General features: G+C 72.2%; 18 protein-coding genes. 8 read left to right on the top strand and 10 right to left on the bottom strand.

The annotated features are described in order from the left end of the window. Positions 1 to 47 precede the first annotated feature (47 nt). Positions 48 to 1,280, top strand: coding sequence for a cytochrome P450 (locus ACFRIC_RS35835; protein ID WP_382794998.1), 1,233 nt, complete (start codon positions 48 to 50; stop codon positions 1,278 to 1,280). Between the two features lie 135 nt (positions 1,281 to 1,415). Here the strand turns inward: ACFRIC_RS35835 and ACFRIC_RS35830 are convergent, their stop codons facing one another. Together ACFRIC_RS35830 and ACFRIC_RS35825 are read right to left on the bottom strand one after the other, a co-directional pair. Next, positions 1,416 to 2,123 carry a ribonuclease H gene (locus ACFRIC_RS35830; protein WP_382794995.1) on the bottom strand — a complete coding sequence of 236 codons (708 nt, stop codon included), beginning with the start codon at positions 2,121 to 2,123 and terminating at the stop codon, positions 1,416 to 1,418. A 90-nt stretch (positions 2,124 to 2,213) separates the two neighbouring features. Further along, positions 2,214 to 3,011, bottom strand: coding sequence for a VOC family protein (locus ACFRIC_RS35825; RefSeq protein WP_382794993.1), 798 nt, complete (start codon positions 3,009 to 3,011; stop codon positions 2,214 to 2,216). A 140-nt stretch (positions 3,012 to 3,151) separates the two neighbouring features. Between ACFRIC_RS35825 and ACFRIC_RS35820 the strand changes: the two genes are divergently transcribed. Both ACFRIC_RS35820 and ACFRIC_RS35815 read left to right on the top strand, forming a co-directional pair. Beyond that, positions 3,152 to 4,168 carry a zinc-binding alcohol dehydrogenase family protein gene (locus ACFRIC_RS35820; protein ID WP_382795113.1) on the top strand — a complete coding sequence of 339 codons (1,017 nt, stop codon included), beginning with the start codon at positions 3,152 to 3,154 and terminating at the stop codon, positions 4,166 to 4,168. Between the two features lie 61 nt (positions 4,169 to 4,229). Next, positions 4,230 to 5,453: a PP2C family protein-serine/threonine phosphatase gene (locus ACFRIC_RS35815; protein ID WP_382794990.1), complete on the top strand. Its 1,224-nt coding sequence runs from the start codon at positions 4,230 to 4,232 to the stop codon at positions 5,451 to 5,453. A 171-nt stretch (positions 5,454 to 5,624) separates the two neighbouring features. Here the strand turns inward: ACFRIC_RS35815 and ACFRIC_RS35810 are convergent, their stop codons facing one another. After that, positions 5,625 to 6,107: a VOC family protein gene (locus tag ACFRIC_RS35810; protein WP_382794987.1), complete on the bottom strand. Its 483-nt coding sequence runs from the start codon at positions 6,105 to 6,107 to the stop codon at positions 5,625 to 5,627. A 166-nt stretch (positions 6,108 to 6,273) separates the two neighbouring features. Between ACFRIC_RS35810 and ACFRIC_RS35805 the strand changes: the two genes are divergently transcribed. The 3 genes from ACFRIC_RS35805 to ACFRIC_RS35795 all read left to right on the top strand — a co-directional run bounded on the left by ACFRIC_RS35805 (position 6,274) and on the right by ACFRIC_RS35795 (position 8,864). Then, on the top strand, positions 6,274 to 7,470 hold the full coding sequence (locus ACFRIC_RS35805) for an epoxide hydrolase family protein (protein WP_382794984.1): 1,197 nt from the start codon (positions 6,274 to 6,276) through the stop codon (positions 7,468 to 7,470). Between the two features lie 136 nt (positions 7,471 to 7,606). After that, positions 7,607 to 8,260, top strand: a complete 654-nt coding sequence (locus ACFRIC_RS35800; RefSeq protein WP_382794982.1) for an ATP-dependent Clp protease proteolytic subunit — start codon at positions 7,607 to 7,609, stop codon at positions 8,258 to 8,260. Position 8,261: 1 nt separating this feature from the next. Next, complete coding sequence (locus ACFRIC_RS35795) at positions 8,262 to 8,864, top strand: ClpP family protease (protein WP_382794979.1); 603 nt, start codon at positions 8,262 to 8,264, stop codon at positions 8,862 to 8,864. 86 nt (positions 8,865 to 8,950) lie between these two features. Here the strand turns inward: ACFRIC_RS35795 and ACFRIC_RS35790 are convergent, their stop codons facing one another. Then, positions 8,951 to 9,442, bottom strand: coding sequence for a helix-turn-helix domain-containing protein (locus ACFRIC_RS35790; RefSeq protein ID WP_382794977.1), 492 nt, complete (start codon positions 9,440 to 9,442; stop codon positions 8,951 to 8,953). 128 nt (positions 9,443 to 9,570) lie between these two features. After that, entirely contained in the window at positions 9,571 to 10,839 is a 1,269-nt protein-coding gene (locus tag ACFRIC_RS35785; protein WP_382794974.1) for a DUF6777 domain-containing protein, read from the bottom strand. A gap of 164 nt (positions 10,840 to 11,003) precedes the next feature. Between ACFRIC_RS35785 and ACFRIC_RS35780 the strand changes: the two genes are divergently transcribed. Continuing rightward, entirely contained in the window at positions 11,004 to 12,299 is a 1,296-nt protein-coding gene (locus ACFRIC_RS35780; RefSeq protein ID WP_382794972.1) for a streptophobe family protein, read from the top strand. Positions 12,300 to 12,327: 28 nt separating this feature from the next. Here ACFRIC_RS35780 and ACFRIC_RS35775 read toward each other — a convergent pair whose 3' ends face one another. The 4 genes from ACFRIC_RS35775 to ACFRIC_RS35760 form a co-directional block, all read right to left on the bottom strand. Continuing rightward, positions 12,328 to 13,326, bottom strand: a complete 999-nt coding sequence (locus ACFRIC_RS35775; RefSeq protein ID WP_382794971.1) for a serine/threonine-protein kinase — start codon at positions 13,324 to 13,326, stop codon at positions 12,328 to 12,330. A gap of 34 nt (positions 13,327 to 13,360) precedes the next feature. Beyond that, on the bottom strand, positions 13,361 to 14,257 hold the full coding sequence (locus tag ACFRIC_RS35770; protein ID WP_382794968.1) for a hypothetical protein: 897 nt from the start codon (positions 14,255 to 14,257) through the stop codon (positions 13,361 to 13,363). Positions 14,258 to 14,263: 6 nt separating this feature from the next. Further along, on the bottom strand, positions 14,264 to 16,606 hold the full coding sequence (locus ACFRIC_RS35765) for an FHA domain-containing protein (protein WP_382794965.1): 2,343 nt from the start codon (positions 16,604 to 16,606) through the stop codon (positions 14,264 to 14,266). Between the two features lie 68 nt (positions 16,607 to 16,674). Beyond that, a complete protein-coding gene (locus ACFRIC_RS35760; RefSeq protein WP_382794962.1) occupies positions 16,675 to 17,085 on the bottom strand; it encodes a hypothetical protein in 411 nt (136 codons plus the stop codon). Positions 17,086 to 17,452: 367 nt separating this feature from the next. On the opposite strand from ACFRIC_RS35760, the gene ACFRIC_RS35755 reads away from it, so the two are divergent. Beyond that, positions 17,453 to 17,830, top strand: a complete 378-nt coding sequence (locus ACFRIC_RS35755) for a nuclear transport factor 2 family protein (RefSeq protein WP_382795110.1) — start codon at positions 17,453 to 17,455, stop codon at positions 17,828 to 17,830. Positions 17,831 to 17,908: 78 nt separating this feature from the next. On the opposite strand, the gene mgrA is transcribed toward ACFRIC_RS35755, so the two are convergent. Beyond that, entirely contained in the window at positions 17,909 to 18,901 is a 993-nt protein-coding gene (mgrA, locus tag ACFRIC_RS35750) for an L-glyceraldehyde 3-phosphate reductase (RefSeq protein WP_382794959.1), read from the bottom strand. Positions 18,902 to 18,975: the final 74 nt, after the last annotated feature.

The raw sequence follows: 18,975 nt of genomic DNA, 5'->3' as shown, positions 1-18,975 counted from the left end.
CCCGTTGCCGCCGCTCGGCGCGGGGCACCGATCAGTAGGGTCGGGACATGACCCATACAACCTCCGCTTCCCACGCTCCTGTCGACCCCGCGGGACTCGCCCGCGATCCGTACACCGTGTACGCACGGCTCCGCCAGGCCGGGCCCGTTCACCGGATCACCGGGACGGACGCGCTGCCTGCCTGGCTGGTGACCCGCTATGACGACGTACGCGAGGCTCTCGCCGACCCGCGGCTGTCCTTGGACAAGCACAACGCCGCGCCCGGCGGCTACCGGGGCATGGCCTTACCCCCGGCGCTGGACGCGAACCTGCTCAACATGGACCCACCGGACCACACCCGCATCAGGCGCCTGGTGACCCGGGCCTTCACCCCGCGTCGGATCGAGCGGCTGCGCGAGCCGATCCGGCGCACCGCCGACCAGTTGCTGGACGCGGTCGCCACGGCGGAACGCGTGGACCTGATCGCCTCGTACGCCGCGCCGCTGCCGATCACCGTGATCTGCGACCTGCTCGGCATCGGCCCGGCCGACCGGCTCGACTTCCGTTCATGGACCGACACGCTCGTCGCTCCCGATCCCACACGGCCGTCCCTCGCCAAGGAAGCGGTCGGCAGCATGCTGTCGTTCCTCACCCGGCTCATCGCCGACAAGCGAGCCGCTCCGACCGACGACCTGCTCTCCGCGCTGATCGCCGTACACGACGAGGAGGACCGGCTGAGCGAGGACGAGTTGATGTCCTTGGCCTTCCTCATCCTGTTCGCCGGGTACGAGAACACCGTTCATCTCATCGGGAACGCGGTCCTGACCCTGCTCCGCCACCCCGACCAGCTCGCCGAGCTACGGGCCGATCCCACGCGCATCGGCGCGGCGGTGGAGGAACTGGCCCGGTACGACGGCCCGATGCCTCTGGCCATCCGCCGGTTCCCGACCGAGGACGTCACCATCGGCGGCGTGACCGTTCCCGCGGGCGAGACCATCCTGCTGTCCCTCGCCGCCGCTCATCGGGACCCGCACCGCTTCACCGACCCCGACCGCTTCGACATCGGCCGCGACGCCACCGGTCACCTCGCCCTCGGCCACGGCATCCACTACTGCCTCGGCGCTCCGCTGGCCCGCATGGAAACCGACATCGCGCTGTCCGCGCTCCTCGACCGCTTCCCCGACCTGGCGCTCGACGTGCCGCCGGGCGAACTGCGGTGGAGGCCCTCGATGCGATCCCGCGGCCTGCTCGGCCTTCCGGTCCGCACCGGCGCGATCAAGGATGCCACCGCGGCTCGATGACCGGGTGTGCGGCCTCGTCCTTCGAGCACAACGGCATCAGCGACAGCGGTGACGACGCGTGATGGCGTTCGGCCATGGAGTACGGTCGCGGCGCGGGCGCCTGGACGCGTTCGCGGCGCGGGAAACGGTGCCGGGTCAGGCTCCGCCCTGCGCCTCGCTCCGGCACTCCGGGTGACCCCAGCCCTGCGCGTTCTTGGCGATGGGCTCGCCCGCCGCGTAGGAACGGCCGCACACGCAACGGCCGTTGAACTTGGCCTTGATCGTGCGGCTCGACGTGGCCGGCCGGGACGCCTTGGCCGCGGGGCGGCGGCGGGCGGCGCCCGAGGCGGCCGGGGTGTCGGGGGAGGCGGGCGGCTCCGGGGACCCGAGGTCGCTGCCCGCGGGCTGCTGCACCACCGCGGCCTGGCTGGCGGCCCGGTCGGCGAAGTCGTTCAGGCGGTCGCCGTCGACCTGGTGGGCGGGAACGTAACGGAACTCCACCGAGCGGCCGGTGAGCAGTTCGTCGATCCGGGCGACGAGTTCCTGGTTGGCGACGGGCTTGCCCGCGGCCGTCTTCCAGCCCTTGCGCTTCCAGCCCGGCAGCCAGGTCGTGACGGCCTTCATCGCGTACTGGGAGTCCATCCGGATCTCCAGCGGCACATCGGCGGCCACGGCCGTCAACAGGCGTTCCAGCGCGGTCAGTTCGGCGACGTTGTTGGTCGCCGTGCCCAGCGGTCCCGCCTCCCAGCGGGCCGGGGTCTCGTCCCCGTCGGCGACGACCCAGGCCCATCCGGCGGGTCCCGGGTTTCCCTTCGAAGCCCCGTCACAGGCGGCAACAACGCGTTCAGGCATGACCCCGATCATGCCACGCCCGGGCGAGCACCCCGCGCACGGAGTGGCGCGCAGAACGACCACCCCGCCGGTCACCGGCGGGGTGGGGGCCACGGACGAGCGTCAGGACACGTCCGTCATCCCGGGCATCTCGCCCTGGGCCGCCTTCATGTCGATGACGGAGAACGAGGCGCCCTGGGGGTCGCTCAGCGCGGCGAACCGGCCGAAGGGGCTGTCCATCGGCCCGAAGCGCAGGACCGCACCGCGCGCGGTCGCCTTGGACACCGCCTCGTCGCAGTTCTCGACGGCGAAGTAGACGTTGACGTACGACGGGACCTCGGGCGGGAAGTCGTCCGTCATCCTCATCCGGCCCAGCACCGGCTTCCCGTCGACGTTGAAGACGCGGAAGTCGACGGCGTCGTCCTGAACCTGCTGGGCAGTGAAGGGGAAGACGGCCGGGAAGAACGTGTCGGACTTCTCCGGCTCACGGGTGAAGACCTCGGCCCAGGCGTACGAGCCGGGCTCGCCGATCGACTCGAAGCCCTCGTGGACGCCCGCCTGCCAGACGCCGAACACGGCCCCGCCGGGGTCCCGGGCCAGCGCCATCGTGCCGAACTCGCCGACCTGCATCGGCTCCATCAGCACCTCGCCGCCCTCGCTCCTGATCTTCTCGGCGGTCGCCGCGGCGTCGGGCGAGGCGAAGTACAGACACCAGGCGGACTGGCCCTCCTGCCCCGGCATCGGCGGCACGACGGCGGCCACCGCCTTGCCGCCGGAGTACGCCTGCGTGTAGTTCCCGTACTCGGAGGACGACTCGCCGAACGTCCAGCCGAGCACGTCCCCGTAGAAGCTCTTGGCCCCTTCGACATCGCTGAACATCGCGTCCGCCCAGCAGGGCGTTCCTTCAGGCTGTACGGCCATGACCCGACCTTCTCCTGTTCGGTGAACGATTGCGCTGTTCACGCTAGCCAGCCTTCACCGGGGCCGCGCGCCGAAGCACGGGCCCTGCACGACACTGGAGGCGGGCCGGTCCGGCCGCCGACAGGACGGGGCACGGGATGATGCGGGCGTGGGAAGTGGTCCGGCCGGGGCCGGTCGAGGGGGAGCCGCTGCGCCTGGCCGAGCGACCGGTGCCGGTGCCCGGCCCCGACGAGCTCCTGGTCCACGTGCGCGCCTGCGGGGTGTGCCGCACCGACCTGCACGTCACCGAGGGCGACCTGCCCGTGCACCGCCCCGGGGTGACACCGGGCCACGAGGTCGTCGGCGTGGTGGCGGCGACCGGCGGCGCGGTGAGCGGCTTCGACCCGGGCGACCGGGTCGGGGTCGCCTGGCTGCGCCGTACGGACGGCACCTGCGGGTACTGCCTGCGCGGGTCCGAGAACCTCTGCCCGGCGTCCGAGTACACCGGTTGGGACGCCGACGGCGGTTACGCGGAGTACACGACCGTGCCGGCCGCCTTCGCCTACCGGCTGCCCGACGGCGTGGACGACGTCGCCCTGGCCCCGCTGCTGTGCGCGGGCATCATCGGCTACCGGGCCCTGCGCCGGGCCGCGCTGCCGCCGGGCGGGCGGCTCGGCCTGTACGGCTTCGGCGGCAGCGCCCACCTCTGCGCGCAGCTCGCGCTCGCCGAGGGCGCCACCGTGCACGTACTGACCCGCGATCCGGCCGCCCGACGGCTCGCGCTCGACCTCGGGGCCGCGTCGGCCGGCGGGGCGTACGACGAGCCGCCCGAGCCCCTGGACGGCGCGATCCTCTTCGCACCGGCCGGTGAGCTGGTGCCGGTCGCCCTGCGGGCACTCGACCGGGGCGGCGTCCTGTCCGTCGCCGGCATCCATCTGAGCGACATCCCGCCGCTGCGCTACGAGAGCGACCTGTTCCAGGAGAAGGAACTGCGCAGCGTCACCGCCAACACGCGGGAGGACGGCAGGGAGTTCCTGGCACTCGCGGCCCGCCACGGCATCCGCGCGACGACGCACGCCTATCCCCTGGCGGAAGCGCCGCGGGCGCTGCGGGACCTCAAGGCGGGCCGTTTCGACGGCGCGGCGGTGCTGGTGAACGACAGCCCGCCGCGCGACTGAGCGTGCGGGCGCGACGACCGCGTGCGTGGATGGAAGCAGGGGGTGCTGCGGTGGAGGTGCGATGGCGGGCCGGGGCGATGGCGGGACGGCGGGTGCGGGGGCGCCGTCCGACGCCTCGGAGGACGCCGTCGAGTCGATCGGCACGACGCTCGACGAAGGCATGACCTGCGAGGAACTCGCCGCGTTCATGTGCCGGCACTTCTGCGAGACCGCGGCGGTGGACCTGCTGCCCAAGGACGTGGCGGCCGGCCGCCGCACCGCGGACCCGGAGCTCACCCGGGTGGCCGAGGCCGGCCGCACCCGGCTGCTCACCCCGTCGGAGGGTCCGCGCCCGCTGTCTGTCCGGGCGCTCGACGAGGGCCGTCCGATCGCCGCCTCGATCGACCTGTCCGGCCGGACGCCCCGCCAGGTCATGGCCGTCCCCCTCCTCGCGCACGGACGTCTGTACGGGGTGCTGCTCGCCGTCCGGCAGGGCGCGCCCTTCACCGGTGCCGACATCTCGGGGGCCCACCACGCGGCGCGGCTCGCGGCCGTGCACCTCGGCCACTCCCGCGAGCACGCGTCCCTGCGCGGCACGGTCCTGGACCTCCAGCGGGCGCTGCTCGCCGCACCGGGCCGGCCGCACCCGAACCTCGATCTCGCCACCCGCTATCTCCCCGCGGGCGGCGGTTCCCTGGTCGGCGGGGACTGGTTCGAGACCGTACGGCTGCACTTCGGGCGCACCCTGCTGGTCGTCGGCGACGTGATGGGGCACGGCTTGGACGCCGCGGTGGACATGAACGCGTACCGCGCGATGCTGCGCTACGTCGCCTCAACGGACCTTCCGCCCCACCGGGTGCTGCGCCGGCTGGACACCGCGGTCGCCGAGGACGGCAGCCGGCGCCCGGCCACCTGTCTGCTCGTACGGGTCGATCCCGCGCGCGGGATCGCGGTGATCGCGGGTGCCGGGCATCTGCCCCCGGTGGTGTTCGCCGGTGACGGCTCGGGCGAACTGCTGCCGCTGCCCGTGGGGCCGCCGCTGGGCACGGGGGTGGGTGGCTACCAGCAGGTGGTCCGCAGGCTGGCCCCGGACGACACCCTGGTGATGTTCACCGACGGGCTCGTCGAGCGCCGCGACGAGGACATCGACGCGTCACTGGCACGGCTGGCCGCGCTGCGGCTGCCACCGGGCGCCGGCGTCGACGACCTGCTCGACGAGGTGCTGGTCGCGCTCGACGCCCGGCACGCGGAGGACGACGTGGCGGTGCTGGCGGCCCGGATCCATCCGCGCGGCCATCCGGGCTGAGACACCCCGGCCGCCTGCACGGGTCGTCCGCCCGGCCTGACGCCTCCGGTCGGCCGGGACAGGCTCCCTGTCCCGGCCGGAGGACGGCAACGGCAGCGGCAACGGCAACGGCAGCGGCAACGGCAGCGGCAGCGGCAGCTGCAGCTGCAGCGGCCCAGGGTGCCGGTCGTGTCACTCCCCCGCGTGCGCCCGTTCCAGGGCCGCCATGTCCAGCTTGGTCATCTTGTACATCGCCTGGGCCGTACGGGCGGCCTTCTCCGTGTCCGCGTCGCCGAGCAGCTCGATCAGGCCGTCCGGGACGATCTGCCAGGACAGTCCGTACTTGTCCTTCAGCCAGCCGCAGGGACCCGGCTCGCCGCCGTCCTCGACGAACTTGTTCCAGTAGTGGTCCACCTCCTCCTGGCCGTAGCAGTGGACCTGGAACGAGATCGCCTCGTCGAACGTGAACTGCGGGCCTCCGTTGACCGCGACGAACTTCTGGCCGTTGGCCACGAACTCGACGGCCAGCACGGAACCGGGCGTCCCGGGCCCGGCCTCGGTGTAGCGGCCGACCCTGCCGAGCCGGGAGTGCTTGAACGTCGAGACGTAGTAGTGCGCGGCCTCCTCGGCCTGGCCGTCGAACCACAGACAGGTGGTGAAACCGTCGGCGGGCATGTGTACCTCCTCGGGCGGGAAATCGTCGTCACCTCTGTCGACCGATCCTCGTCCGAAAACTCATCGGCCGCGCGCGCACGACCCCACCCCCGGCCGGCCGGAGCCGCCCCTGCCCCGCGGAAAACCCGTGCCCGGCGTGCCCGGCACGGAGTTAGCATCCGCGGACATGAATCCCACCGAATCCCCCGGCGTCCATCCGTTCCGTGTCGACTTCCCGCAGCGCGACCTGGACGACCTGCACCGTCGCCTCGACGCCACCCGCTGGCCCGACGAACTGCCCGGAGTGGGCTGGGCCTACGGAGTCCCGAAGGCCTACCTCCAGGATCTCGTCCACCACTGGCGGCACGCCTACGACTGGCGTGCGGCCGAGAAGCGCCTCAACACATGGCCGCAGTTCACCACCGAGATCGACGGCGCACGCGTGCACTTCGCGCACATCCGCTCGCCGGAGCCCGGGGCGACCCCGTTGATCATGACGCACGGCTGGCCCGGGTCCATCGTCGAATTCACCGATGTCGTGGGGCCGCTGACCGATCCCCGCGCGCACGGCGGCGATCCGGCGGACGCCTTTCACCTGGTCGTGCCGAGCATCCCGGGCTTCGGGCTCTCGGGACCGACACGGGACACCGGCTGGGAGTTCACCCGGGTGGCCGCCGCGTTCGCCACGCTGATGGACCGCCTCGGCTACCGGCGCTACGGCGCGCAGGGCGGCGACTGGGGCGGGGCCGTCTCGCGCGAGCTCGGGCGGGCCCACCCCGACCGGGTGACCGGCGTCCATCTCAACCTGCTGCCCGGATCGTCCGCCGTCACCGAGCCGACCGCCGGGGAACTGGCCGCGCTGAGCCCGTACGAGCGCGAGCGCACCCTCCGCTCCTGGCGCCGCGGCCAGGAGTGGAACCGCGAGGAAGCGGGGTACGCGGCGATCCAGGCCACCCGGCCGCAGACGCTCGCGTACGCCCTCACGGACTCACCGGTCGGTCAACTCGCCTGGATCGCCGAGAAGTTCATGCGGTGGACGGACTCGCGGGAGTGCCCGGAGGACGCCGTCGACCGGGACCTCCTGCTGACCAACGTGATGCTGTACTGGCTGACCGGCACGGCGGGTTCCTCCGCCCGGATCTACTACGAGCGCGCGCACGCCGCTTATTGGGGCTCACCGCCCGAGCCGTCGACCGCACCGACGGCGCTCGCCGTCTTCCCCGAGGAGAACTTCGTCGCGCTGCGCCATGTCGCGGAGCGCGCCGACACCGTCGTCCGCTGGACCGAGTTCGACCGGGGCGGCCACTTCGCCGCGATGGAGGAGCCGGACCTGCTGGTCGGGGACATCCGGGCGTTCTTCCGCCAACTCCGCGCCGCCGGCTGAGGAGCGGCACGGGGGCGCGGCTCTGCCGACGGCGAATCTGCCACGGGCCGAGAAATCCGTTCCGGCGGTGGGACCGGGCAGAGAGTGGAGTGAGCGGCGACGCCCGCCGCGTCACGACCAGGAGGAACGAGGAACCATGACTCCGCTCATCACCGGCCGGCATCCGGCCCGCACCCAGTGGGCCGAGGAGGGCGACACCCCGGCGACCCGCTATGACGACCATCTGGCCGCGCAGTTGCTCGCCCAGCGGATCATCTTCCTGGGCACCCAGGTCGACGAGGTCTCCGCGAACCGGGTGTGCGCCCAACTGCTCCTGCTGTCCGCCGAGGACGCGCGCACCGACATCAGCCTCTACATCAACAGCCCCGGTGGTTCGGTGACCGCCGGACTCGCCATCTACGACACCATGCGGCTGATCCCCAACGACGTCTCCACGCTCGCGATGGGGTTCGCCGCGAGCATGGGGCAGTTCCTGCTCAGTGTGGGCACCCGCGGCAAGCGCTTCGCGCTGCCGAACGCGCGGATCATGATGCACCAGCCGTCCGCGGGCATCGGCGGCACCACCGCCGACATCGAGATCCAGGCGCAGAACCACGAGTTCACCAAACGGGCCATCGAACGGATCACCGCGGAGCACACCGGCCAGAACGAGGAGACGATCTCCAGGGACGGTGACCGGGACCGCTGGTTCACGGCGGAACAGGCCAGGGAGTACGGCATGGTGGACCGGGTCGTGGAGTCGCTCGACGACGTCCGCCCGGCCGCGTCACGGCGACGGATGGGGCTCTGACATGGGTACGTACACGATCCCGAACGTCGTCGAGCGGACCCCGCAGGGCGAGCGGTCGTACGACGTCTTCAGCCGGCTGCTCTCCGAGCGGATCATCTTCCTCGGCACGGAGATCGACGACGGCGTCGCCAACGTCGTCATCGCGCAACTCCTCCATCTGGAGTCGTCGAGCCCGGAGAGCGAGATCGCGATCTACATCAACTCACCCGGGGGATCGTTCACTTCGCTGATGGCCATCTACGACACGATGACCTTCGTCCAGGCGCCGATCTCGACGTTCTGCGTCGGGCAGGCGGCCTCCACGGCGGCGGTGCTGCTCGCCGGGGGCGATCCCGGGCGGCGGTTCGTGCTGGAACACGCGCGCGTGCTGCTCGGCCAGCCGGCCAGCGGCGGCCGTCAGGGCACGGTGTCGGACCTCAGTCTCCAGGCCAAGGAGATGCTGCGGATCCGCTCGCAGGTCGAGGAGGTGCTGTCCCGGCACACCCACCACGACGTCGCCACGCTGCGCGCGGACATGGATCGCGACAAGATCTTCACCGCGCGGGAAGCGGTGGAGTACGGCCTCGCGGACGAGATCCTGAGCCGCCGGCTCGCCCTGATCTGACCCCGACCCGCCCGGAACCCGGCCCTTGCCGGGCAGCAGGGCCCCGGGGGCCCGCGCCCGGGGAGGGCGCGGTGCGCGGGCCGGCGTCAGGCGGCGAGGCACATGCCGTCGTAGCGCGAGCCCGAGGACCGCGAGCCCGAGGACGGGGCCGACGCCGGGCGGCCGCGGACGGACTCGGCCCGGGTGTGCCGGGTCAGTTCCCGCTGGGCCAGCGACAGCAGCTCGGTCAGGCCGAGACCGAGGGCGCGCGCGGCCGCGGCGAGGACCTCGGAGGAGGCCTCCTTGCGGCCGCGCTCCACCTCGGAGAGGTACGGCATGGAGATCCTGGCGGCCTCGGCGACGTCCTTGAGCGTGCGTTCCTGGGCCAGTCGCTCGCGCCGCAGGACGTCACCGACGAGGTCACGCCACAACGGCTCCCTGGCCGAGGGAGCGGGAGCCGCCGGTGGCCGGCGCGGCACGAGGACCGGTGGCCGGTGCGCCCGGGCCGGGGCATCGGCCCCGGCCGGTGGCCGGGAGGGCTCCGCCGCCGCCGGACGCAGAGGGATGACGCGGGCTTCGTTCGTCACGTGGTCGCTCACCCCTTCAGCCTAGAAGCGCGGGGCCGTACGGGAAGGGAGCGGCGTTCCGCTCTCGGTGAAGCGGCCACGCGCCGAAGGGTCCACGCCGCTCCCGCTCGAAGCTCCCGGCACGGTGACGGCTTCGAGGGTCAGGAGGATCCCGCGGAGGCGTCCGCCGACTGCGACGTCAGGTCGGCGGAGGCCGAACCAGAATCCGGGGGCGGTGCCTGCGACTCGGACGCCGGAGGCTCGCTGGACGGGGGCGGTTCCTCCGAGGACGGCGCGGAGGAGGACGGTTCGGAGGAGGCCGAGGACGGGGCGGAACTCTCGGACGACGGTGAGGTCGAGGTCGACGGGGACTTGGAGCCCGAGTCACTGACCGACGGCGAGGGGCTCACCGGCGGGTGCGTCTTCTTGTCCTTCTTCACGTCGTCCCCCCGGTGCCGCTTGATCCACTCGTTGCTCTCGGGGTCGTAGATGACGAACACGTCGATGACCGTCTTCGACGGCACGACGGCCACGCTGTTCTGCGGACGGTACGACGGCCACGGGTCGCCGGTCGTCTTGATGGTGCCCTTCTGCGGTACCGGTTCGAGCAGCGGGTTGCCGCACGCGCAGCGCACCCTGGGCACACCCCGGGAGTCCACGAGGACGGCGGTGCCTGCCTGGAGGACCGCCTGATAGCTGGTGGGGGCGCCGTTGCGGTAGCCGTGGTTGGTGACACGGGTGTCCAGGCGCAGTTGTACGGGGGTCAGGGAACGCAGATAGGCGGGGACCGCGTTCGGTTGGATGCCCTCGACCGAGGCGAAGGCCTTGTTCTTCGCGGGGTCCGCCTTCAGCGCGGTGATCTGCTTCTCGACGTCGCAGCTCGACACGTTGCGGGTGCCGCCGTAGAGACCCGGCGCGCTGCCGCTGTAAGTGCCGCCCTGGGTGGCCGGTGCCGACGAGGCCGCGGCGGAGGGCGTCGCCGACTCGATGGAACTGTCGTTGGCGGTCGACTCGGTGAACGAATCGGGCCCCGACTTGCTCGCGGGCTGCGCGAACACCTCGCTGCTGGCGTTCTTGGCCCCGCCGCCGTTGTTGGTGAAGACCAGTCCGAGGATCACCGCCGCCGCCACGACACCGGTGATCAGCGCGACCCGCGGCGCCGACCGCCACCACGGCCGCTCGGGTCCTCCGCCCGGCCCACCGGGTCCGCCGGCGCCACCGCCGGGCCCCTCGGGACCCGAGCCTCCGCCGCCCCCTCCCGAACCGCCGCCCCCCGGCCCTCCGGGGCCGCCTCCCTCGCCGGACGCACCGCTCGGCGGTCCGGCGGGCGGGACGTTGACGGGCTGGGTCGGGCTCGGCTGCGCCGGGCCCGACAGCGGGCCCGAAGGCGGGCCGGTGGGGCGGCCGGAGGACGGCTGTTCGACGCTCACGAGCTCTTCTCCCGTTGGAGGGATGCAGGGACGTCAGAGGGGCATATGTACTGCTTTCCTGCACAACGAACCCATTGTGTGCCCCGGTCCGCCGGTGCCCGCAAGCCGACGCGGGCGGCTCTCCCCGAGGGGCGGACGGTGTCGGTGCTGCTTAGCGTGGCAGCGTGAGCCCCCCGACACCGTCCGCCCAGCCGACCCCCAGCAGCGGTGCGCGTCCGGCCGCCCGTCACGGCTGGCTCCAGGCCCTCCTGGCCGTTCTGGCCGGTCTGGTCCTCATGGTCGTGGTCGCCGCTCTCGGCCTGTGGGCCTCCGGCGCCAACGACCTCCCCGACAACGCCTTCCCCCGGGTGGTCGCGGCCACCCTGGTCACCGCGGTCGGCGGGACCGTCGAGTTCACCGGCGACGCGGGAGCCATCGCGGAGACGAAGGCAGGTCTCACGGTGACTCCCCTGTCCGTGACGCTGACCGGAGCGCTGGTGCTGGGGGCGGGCTTCCTGTGGCCGCTGCGCCATCGCGCCGTCGCCGGGGCGAAGGAGCTGGCCGGGTGGGCCGGACGGCTCGCCGTCCTGTGGCTGCTCGTGCTGATCGGGCTGGCGCTCGCGGCCCGCCAGAACTTCACCATCGACCTGGGGAACGGCACGATCGGCGCCATCGGCGACCTGTTCGGCGCAACGCCCGAGGTGGGTTTCAAGGCGTCCATGGCTCCGACCCTGGTCTTCGGGGTGCTGTGGCTCGCGGGCGTGTTCGTGATCGCGCTGCTGGTCTCGCGCGGCGCGCCACTCCCCGCCCGGCTGCTGCGCTTCCAGGAGTCGGTGCGGCCGGCCGCGTACGCGATGGTGGTCCTGCTGCTCGTGTGCGTCGGCCTCGGCGTGGTCATCGGACTGGTGGTGGCGGCGACCCGCGGGCATCCCGCCGAGACCTTCGCCGTGATGCTCCTGGGCCTTCCCAACGTCGTCTGGCTCGCGTTCACGATCGGCCTCGGCGCCACCTGGAACGGACGGGTGGACGGCCCCTTCGGGCTGCCCATGCCCCATGTGCTCGACGAGGTGCTGCGCACTCCGGACGTGTCCGAGCTGAACCTCGGCTCGCTCGCGGACTACGACGGCAGGATCTGGTGGCTGGTGGTCGTCGACGCCGTCCTGCTGCTCGGGGCCGCGTTCCTGATGGCGGCCCGTTCACCGGCCCGGACGCGGGCCTGGCAGCACGCCGTCCGCATGGCGGTCGCGCTGGCGCTGACCGTGCTCATGATCTGCCTGCTCGGCCGGGTCTCGGCGAACTACGGCCTGTCGATCCTCGGTCTGGGCGACATCGGCGGCGGCCTCAAGGGAGAACTCTTCCTGAAGCCCCAGGTGTGGGGTGCCCTCGGTCTGGCCCTGCTGTGGGGGCTGGTCACCGGGTTCCTGGGCGCCCTGATGGCGAAGGGCGTCCGGCGCAGGGGCGAGGTCGGCCCGGCCGGCTGACGCACACGGCCGAGCGTCGGTCGGCGACTCAGCGGCGGAACACCGGGCGGGCCCAGACCGGCGGTTGCGGCACGGGTCCCGGCCCGCCGGGCACGGCCTCGGCGTCCGTGGCCGAGGCGGTGCCGCTCCCGGTCGCGACGCCGCGCGCGGCGACCCGCAGCGCGCTGACGAAGGCCAGGCACGAGTCGTACCGGTCGTCGGGGCTCTTGGAGAGCGCCTTCGCGAGGACCGCGTCGACGGCCTCCGGGATGTCGGGGCGCACGGAGGTCAGGGCCGGCGGCTGGTCGTACTGGTGGGCCCACAGCAGCGCCATGTCGTCGTCGCGCTGGAAGGGCGGACGGCCGGCCATCGTCTCGTAGACGACACAGCCGAGGCTGTAGACGTCGCAGCGGCCGTCCACCGGTTTGCCGGAGATCTGTTCGGGCGCCACGTAGTCGAGGGTGCCGACGAACTGTCCGACGCTCGTGAACCCGGTCAGGGACAGGGACTTCTTCGTCAGTCCGAAGTCGGTGAGATAGACGTGCTCGGGGTGGTCGCTGTCGGTGCCCTGGGCGACCAGGATGTTGCCGGGCTTCACGTCCCGGTGCACCAGGCCGTGGTCGTGGGCCGCATCGAGCGCGGAGGCGACCTGGATGCCGATCCGGCCGGCCACGGTGACCGTCAGCGGGCCCTCCCGGTCGAGGAGATGACGCAGGTCGCGCCCGGCCACGTACCGCATGGCGATGTAGAGGACGCCGTCCGTCTCGCCCGCCTCGAAGACGGGCACGATGTGCGGGTGGTCGATCGCGGCGGCGACCCGTGACTCGTGGGTGAAGCGGCCGCGGAAGGTGTCGTTGCGGGCGAGTTCCGGGGCGAGCAGTTTGAGGGCGACCGTGCGGTCCAGCCGCAGGTCCTTGGCCTGGTAGACGACGGCCATCCCGCCGCGGCCGATCTCCCGCTCGATCCGGTAGCCCGCGATCTGCCGTCCGATCAGCTCGGAGGGCCGCCCCGAGAACGGACTGGTGCCCGGCCCGGACGTCTCGTCCATCAGCGGTCACCCCGCTCGTGCCGCGCGCCCCGCATCAGTCCTCGCCCTTGTCGTCGCTGTCGAAGGTGACCAGGCGGGTGGGCTCGTGTCCGCCGGGGGGTACGCCCGGTGGCCCTCCGGGAGGTCCGCCGGGGGCGGATTCCCGCACGATCCGCGTCGGCTCCGCCTGGCGCTCCCTCGCCCGGTCCGGCCGCTGCGCCCGGTCCGGCTCCTGGGCCCGGTCCGATTCCTGCGCCCGGTCCGGCACCTTCGTGTCGCCCGGCCCACCGGACGGGTCCGGTCCCCGCGCGCCATCCCGCACCTTGGTCCGGTCCGGAACGCGCGACTCGTCCTGCTCCCGCCCCCGGTCCTCCACGTCCTCCACCCGGTCCCGCTCCGGCGTCCGGTCCTGTTCCCGGGGCGGTTCCTGTTCCCGGGGCTCGTACGTCGTCTCGCGTCGCGTGCTCGACGGGGTGCGCTCGGCCGCGAACGTGCTCAGCCGGGTTCCGTCGCAGTACACCCAGCGCTCGTGCTCGCCGTCGTACAGCCACATCGACTCGCCGTCGACGATCACACCGATCCGGTTGCCCTGCGTCCGGGCGCGGAAGCTCTCGGCCTCCAGCCGCCCGGACGCCAGTTCCTCCGCCGCCCGCCGGTACTCGGTGAGCGCCTGGTCGACGCGGGCCAGCAGCGGGCGCGGATCGGCCGTGCGGGCGAGCGGGCGGGTCGCCGCCGGCGGTACCTGCGGTACGGCGATGAGCAGACGCCCGTCCACCCATGCCGACCAGCCGTTGGCGCACACGACCCGCCCCCAGTCACCGAGCCGGTCGACGAGTTCGACCGGCAGCAGCGCGTCCAGGGGCACGGTGGGCCGCGACGGGTCCGGCGACTCCCACGCGGGCAGCCCGTCCTGCGGAACGACGTGCGTCGGGCGGAATCCGGGGCTCGTCATCGGCGGCTACTTCCGCATGACCGCGGGCTCGTGCCGTCGCAGCAGCCGGGCGACCAGCCAGCCGAAGACGACGGAGAGCACGATCAGCATGCCCATGTTGAGGAGCCAGGCGCTGGTCGTGTGCCGGAACATCGGGTCGCCGGTCAGTTCGCCGGGCACGATCCGGGCGAGGCCGATGGTCCCGGCCATCGCGCCCAGGGCCCAGCGGGAGGGCACGAGCCAGGAGAGCTGTTCGAGGCCGGGCACGCCGTGCAGCTTCAGCAGGGCGCCGCAGAACACCACCTGGACGATGGCCAGCAGCACCAGCAGCGGCATCGTCACCTCCTCCTTGCGCACGACGGCGGAGACGAGGAGGCCGAGCATCATCGCGGTGAAGGACAGCAGAGCCACGGCCAGCGTGATCTCCAGCAGGGGTGGCATCAGGACGCCTTCGCCGCCCGGGGCGTTGAGATCGACGCCGAACAGGCCCACGAGGGTGAGCACGACGGCCTGGAGCACGGTGATGGTGCCGAGGACCACGACCTTGGACATCAGGTACGCCGATCTGGACAGACCGACGGCCCGTTCTCGCTGGTAGATCGTCCGTTCCTTGACGAGTTCGCGCACCGCGTTGGCCGCGCCGGTCAGGACGCCGCCGACGCACAGGATGAGCAGCGCGTTCATCGCCGTCTCCTGGGTCAGCTTGCCGCCGGCCAGCGCCCGCGCCATCGCGCCCATCACGAACGGCAGGGCGATCATGATGGCGAGGAAGGTCCGGTCGGCCCCGAGCGCGGCCGCGTAACGGCGGACCAGGGTGCGGAGCTGGGAGCCCCAGCTCTGGGCCTTCGGGGGCGGTCCGACGAGCGCTCCGGTGGCCGCGTCCGGCATCCTCGGCTGCGAGGTCGATTTGTCGATGTACTGATGATGGAACGGCGAGTCCTGGTACTCCCCCGCCCAGTCACGGTCCGTGTCGCGCTCGAAGGCCTCGAACGCCTCGGGCCACTGCCGGTAGCCGAAGAAGGCCAGGGTGTCGTCGGGCGGTCCGTAGTAGGCGACCTTGCCGCCGGGCGCCAGGACCAGGAGCCGGTCGCAGACGTCCAGGCTGAGCACGCTGTGGGTGACCACGATGACGGTACGGCCGTCGTCGGCGAGGCCGCGCAGCATGTGCATCACCGAGCGGTCCATGCCCGGGTCGAGCCCGGAGGTCGGTTCGTCCAGGAAGAGCAGGGACGGCTTGGTGAGCAGTTCCAGGGCCACACTGACGCGCTTGCGCTGGCCGCCCGACAGACTGTGGATGGGCTGGTCGACGCGCTGCTCCAGGCCCAGCTCGCCGATCACCTCGTCCACCCGCGCCAGCCGCTCGGCCTTCGCGGTGTCCTGCGGGAAGCGCAGTTCGGCGGCGTAGGTCAGGGCCCGGCGCACGGTGAGCTGGGCGTGCAGGATGTCGTCCTGCGGGACGAGGCCGATGCGCTGGCGCAGTTCGGCGTAGTCGCGGTACAGGTCACGGCCGTCGTAGAGCACCGTGCCGTGGTCGGCGGGGCGCTGCCCGGTGAGCGCGTTCAGGAGCGTGGACTTGCCCGCGCCGCTCGGACCGACGACGGCGAGCAGACATTTCTCGCCGACGGGAAAGGACACCTGGTCCAGGAGCGTCTTGCGGCCCCGGTCGACCTCGACGACGAGGTCCTGCACGTCGAGGGAGACCTCGCCGCTGTCGACGTACTCCTGGAGCTGGTCCCCGACGAGGCAGAACGCGCTGTGTCCGATGCCGACGATGTCACCCGGCGTGACCAGGGCCTGTGCGACGGGCTGTCCGTTGAGGAACGTGCCGTTGTGGCTGCCCAGGTCGACGATCTCGTACGTGCCGTCGGGCCGGGCCCGCAGTTCGGCGTGGTTCCGGGAGACGATCAGGTCGTCGATGACGAGGTCGTTGTCGGGGCCGCGGCCGATGCGCACGGTGCGGGAGGGCAGCGGCCGTACGGTGGTCGGCTGTTTGAACGTGCTGGTGGCGGCCGGCATGGAGACGGCCGAGGGGCGCTCCGCGACGGGGGGCGGGCGGCTGACGAGGACGGCGCGCGGGCCGTCGGCGGGACTTCCGAAGCGGATCACGCTGCCGGGTCCGACGCCCCATTCGTGGACGCGGCGGCCGTCGGCGTACGTGCCGTTCGTGCTGTTCTCGTCCTCGAGCGTCCAGTGATCGGCGTGGGGCCGCAGCACGGCGTGGTGCCACGAGACCCGGACGTCGTCGATCACGACGTCGCACAGCGGATCGCGCCCGACGTGGTAATCGTGGTTCGGACTCATCACCGTCGAGCCCGTCTCGGTTTCGAGGACGAGCTCGGGTGCGGTTGCCGCGACAGGCCTCTCTGCCATGCCAGAATTCTAACGATTCGCCCCCTTGTGCGCCTGATCTGCGCTCGGCGGCCGGGGCGCCCGGAGGCTCAGGCGGCGGAGATCCCCAGCACCGCGGCGGTGCGGTGCATGCGCAGCGCGTCCACCGATTCCGCGAGCAGTTCGTACTCGGTGGTGTCGTCGCTGGTGGAGACGCGGACGAGTTTGCCCGCGGCCAACTCCTCGGCGACGAGCTCCTGTTGCTCGGAGTCACCGCACCATGCCCGCAGCATCGTGGGGACGTCGGGGACGCCGTCCCCCACCGGCGCGATCGAGTTGGGCGGAAAGGCGGGGTCCTCGGGCTGCGGATCGAGCCTTTCGGCCATCCAGGCCGCACGGTCCCGCATCCACCACAGGGCCAGCGCCAGGGTCGGCGCTCGATAGGTGCCGAGGGGTACGCCGACTCGCTGACCGCCGCACATGCCGTACGCGGTGACATGGCACAGGAATTCGTCGTGCACGATCTCCCCCATTGGCGTCGCTCGTCGCCGGTCCGGCCTCACTTTCCCTGCGGCTCTTGGGCGTTGCTCCGTGCAATTGCACGGGCTTGGTTGAATTGCCCTACTGATTGAGTATCGCCACTACTGACACACTGTCACCATGTGAATCCAGCCAGTCTCTTGGCATATTCACCGCGATGGTTGGCCGAAACGGCATCGACAGCTTTCCCGGCCCCGGAACGCGCCCGGTCTCCGGCATGACCCGCGAGGTAATCGACCCCTCGGGCGGCGCCCGTCAGGGTGGGCGTAACGCGTCCCGGCGGCGGAACACCCGCCCGGGACACGGACCTTGACCATGAATACGTTCCCCGCTGGAGGCTGGTTCACCATGTCCGCGAACACCGAGCGCCACGAGACCGCCGTCACCCGCTACTTCGAGGCCTGGAACGCGAGCGGGCCGGACACCTCCGCGAAGGCGGTGGCCGCCGCCTGGGCACCGGACGGCACCTACACCGACCCGCTCGCCGACGTCCGCGGGCACGAGGAGATCGCGGCCATGATCGCCGCGGCGCACGAGCGGTTTCCCGGTTTCGTCTTCCGCCCGCTGGGCGCGGTCGACGGCCACCACGACATCGCCCGCTTCGGCTGGGAACTGGTCGCCGAGACGGACGGCTCGGCGCCCGTCGCGGGCTTCGACGTGATCGTCCTGGACGGCGAGGGCCGGATCCGGAGCGTGCACGGATTCCTGGACCGCATCCCGTCCTGACACGCGGCGAGGTCCCCGACGCGGCCGTGCGTCGGGGACCTCGAAATGCCGCCGGGGCCGCGCCCGGCCTCGTACGTCCTACGCCTTGATCACCGCGTCGATCCGGGCGAGTTCGTCGTCGGTGAAGTCCAGGTTTGCGATGGTGGCGACGCTGTCCTCGAGCTGGCGCGGGCTGCTGGCGCCGACCAGGGCCGAGGTGACCCGGCCGCCGCGCAGCACCCAGGCCAGCGCGAGCTGGGCCAGCGACTGGCCGCGCGACTTGGCGATCTCGTCGAGGGTGCGCAGGCGGCCCACGAGATCCTCGGTGACCGTGTCCGTGCTCAGGAACGGGCTGTCGCTCGCGGCCCGCGAGTCCTCCGGGATGCCGTTCAGGTACCGGCCGGTGAGCAGGCCCTGCTCCAGCGGCGAGTACGCGATGGAGCCCACCTGGAGCTCGTCGAGCGTGTCCAGCAGGCCCTCGTCCTCAGGCCGACGGTCGAGCATCGAGTAGCGGGGCTGGTGGATGAGAAGCGGGGTGCCCAGCTCGGCGAGGATCCTCGCGGCCTCACGGGTCTGCTCCGCCGAGTAGTTCGAGACGCCGACGTACAGCGCCTTGCCCTGCTGGACCGCCGAGTGCAGGGCGCCCATCGTCTCCTCGAGCGGGGTCTCCGGGTCGGGACGGTGCGAGTAGAAGATGTCGACGTGGTCCAGACCCATCCGGCCCAGGCTCTGGTCGAGCGAGGACAGCAGGTACTTGCGCGAGCCCCACTCGCCGTAGGGGCCCGGCCACATCAGATAGCCGGCCTTGGTGGAGACGACCAGCTCGTCGCGATGGTGCGCGAAGTCCGCCTTGAGGGCGTCGCCGAGGGCGGACTCGGCGGCGCCGGGCGGCGGGCCGTAGTTGTTCGCCAGGTCGAAGTGGGTGACGCCGAGGTCGAAGGCGCGGCGCAGGATCGCGCGCTGGACGTCCACGGGCCGGTCCGGGCCGAAGTTGTGCCACAGGCCGAGCGACAGCGCGGGGAGCTTCAGGCCGCTGCGGCCGGTCCGCCGGTAGGGCATGTCCGCGTAACGATCGGGGTGCGGGGTGTACAACGCGTACTCCTGTGAGGCCGGGGAAACAGGCTTCCACTCTCGCGCGCCCGGTGGGCACCGGTCCAACGGGAGGA

It is taken from the genome of Streptomyces sp. NPDC056738, from assembly GCF_042790435.1.
Lineage (GTDB): Bacteria > Actinomycetota > Actinomycetes > Streptomycetales > Streptomycetaceae > Streptomyces.
This window is presented reverse-complemented; position numbering and strand designations above follow the sequence as displayed.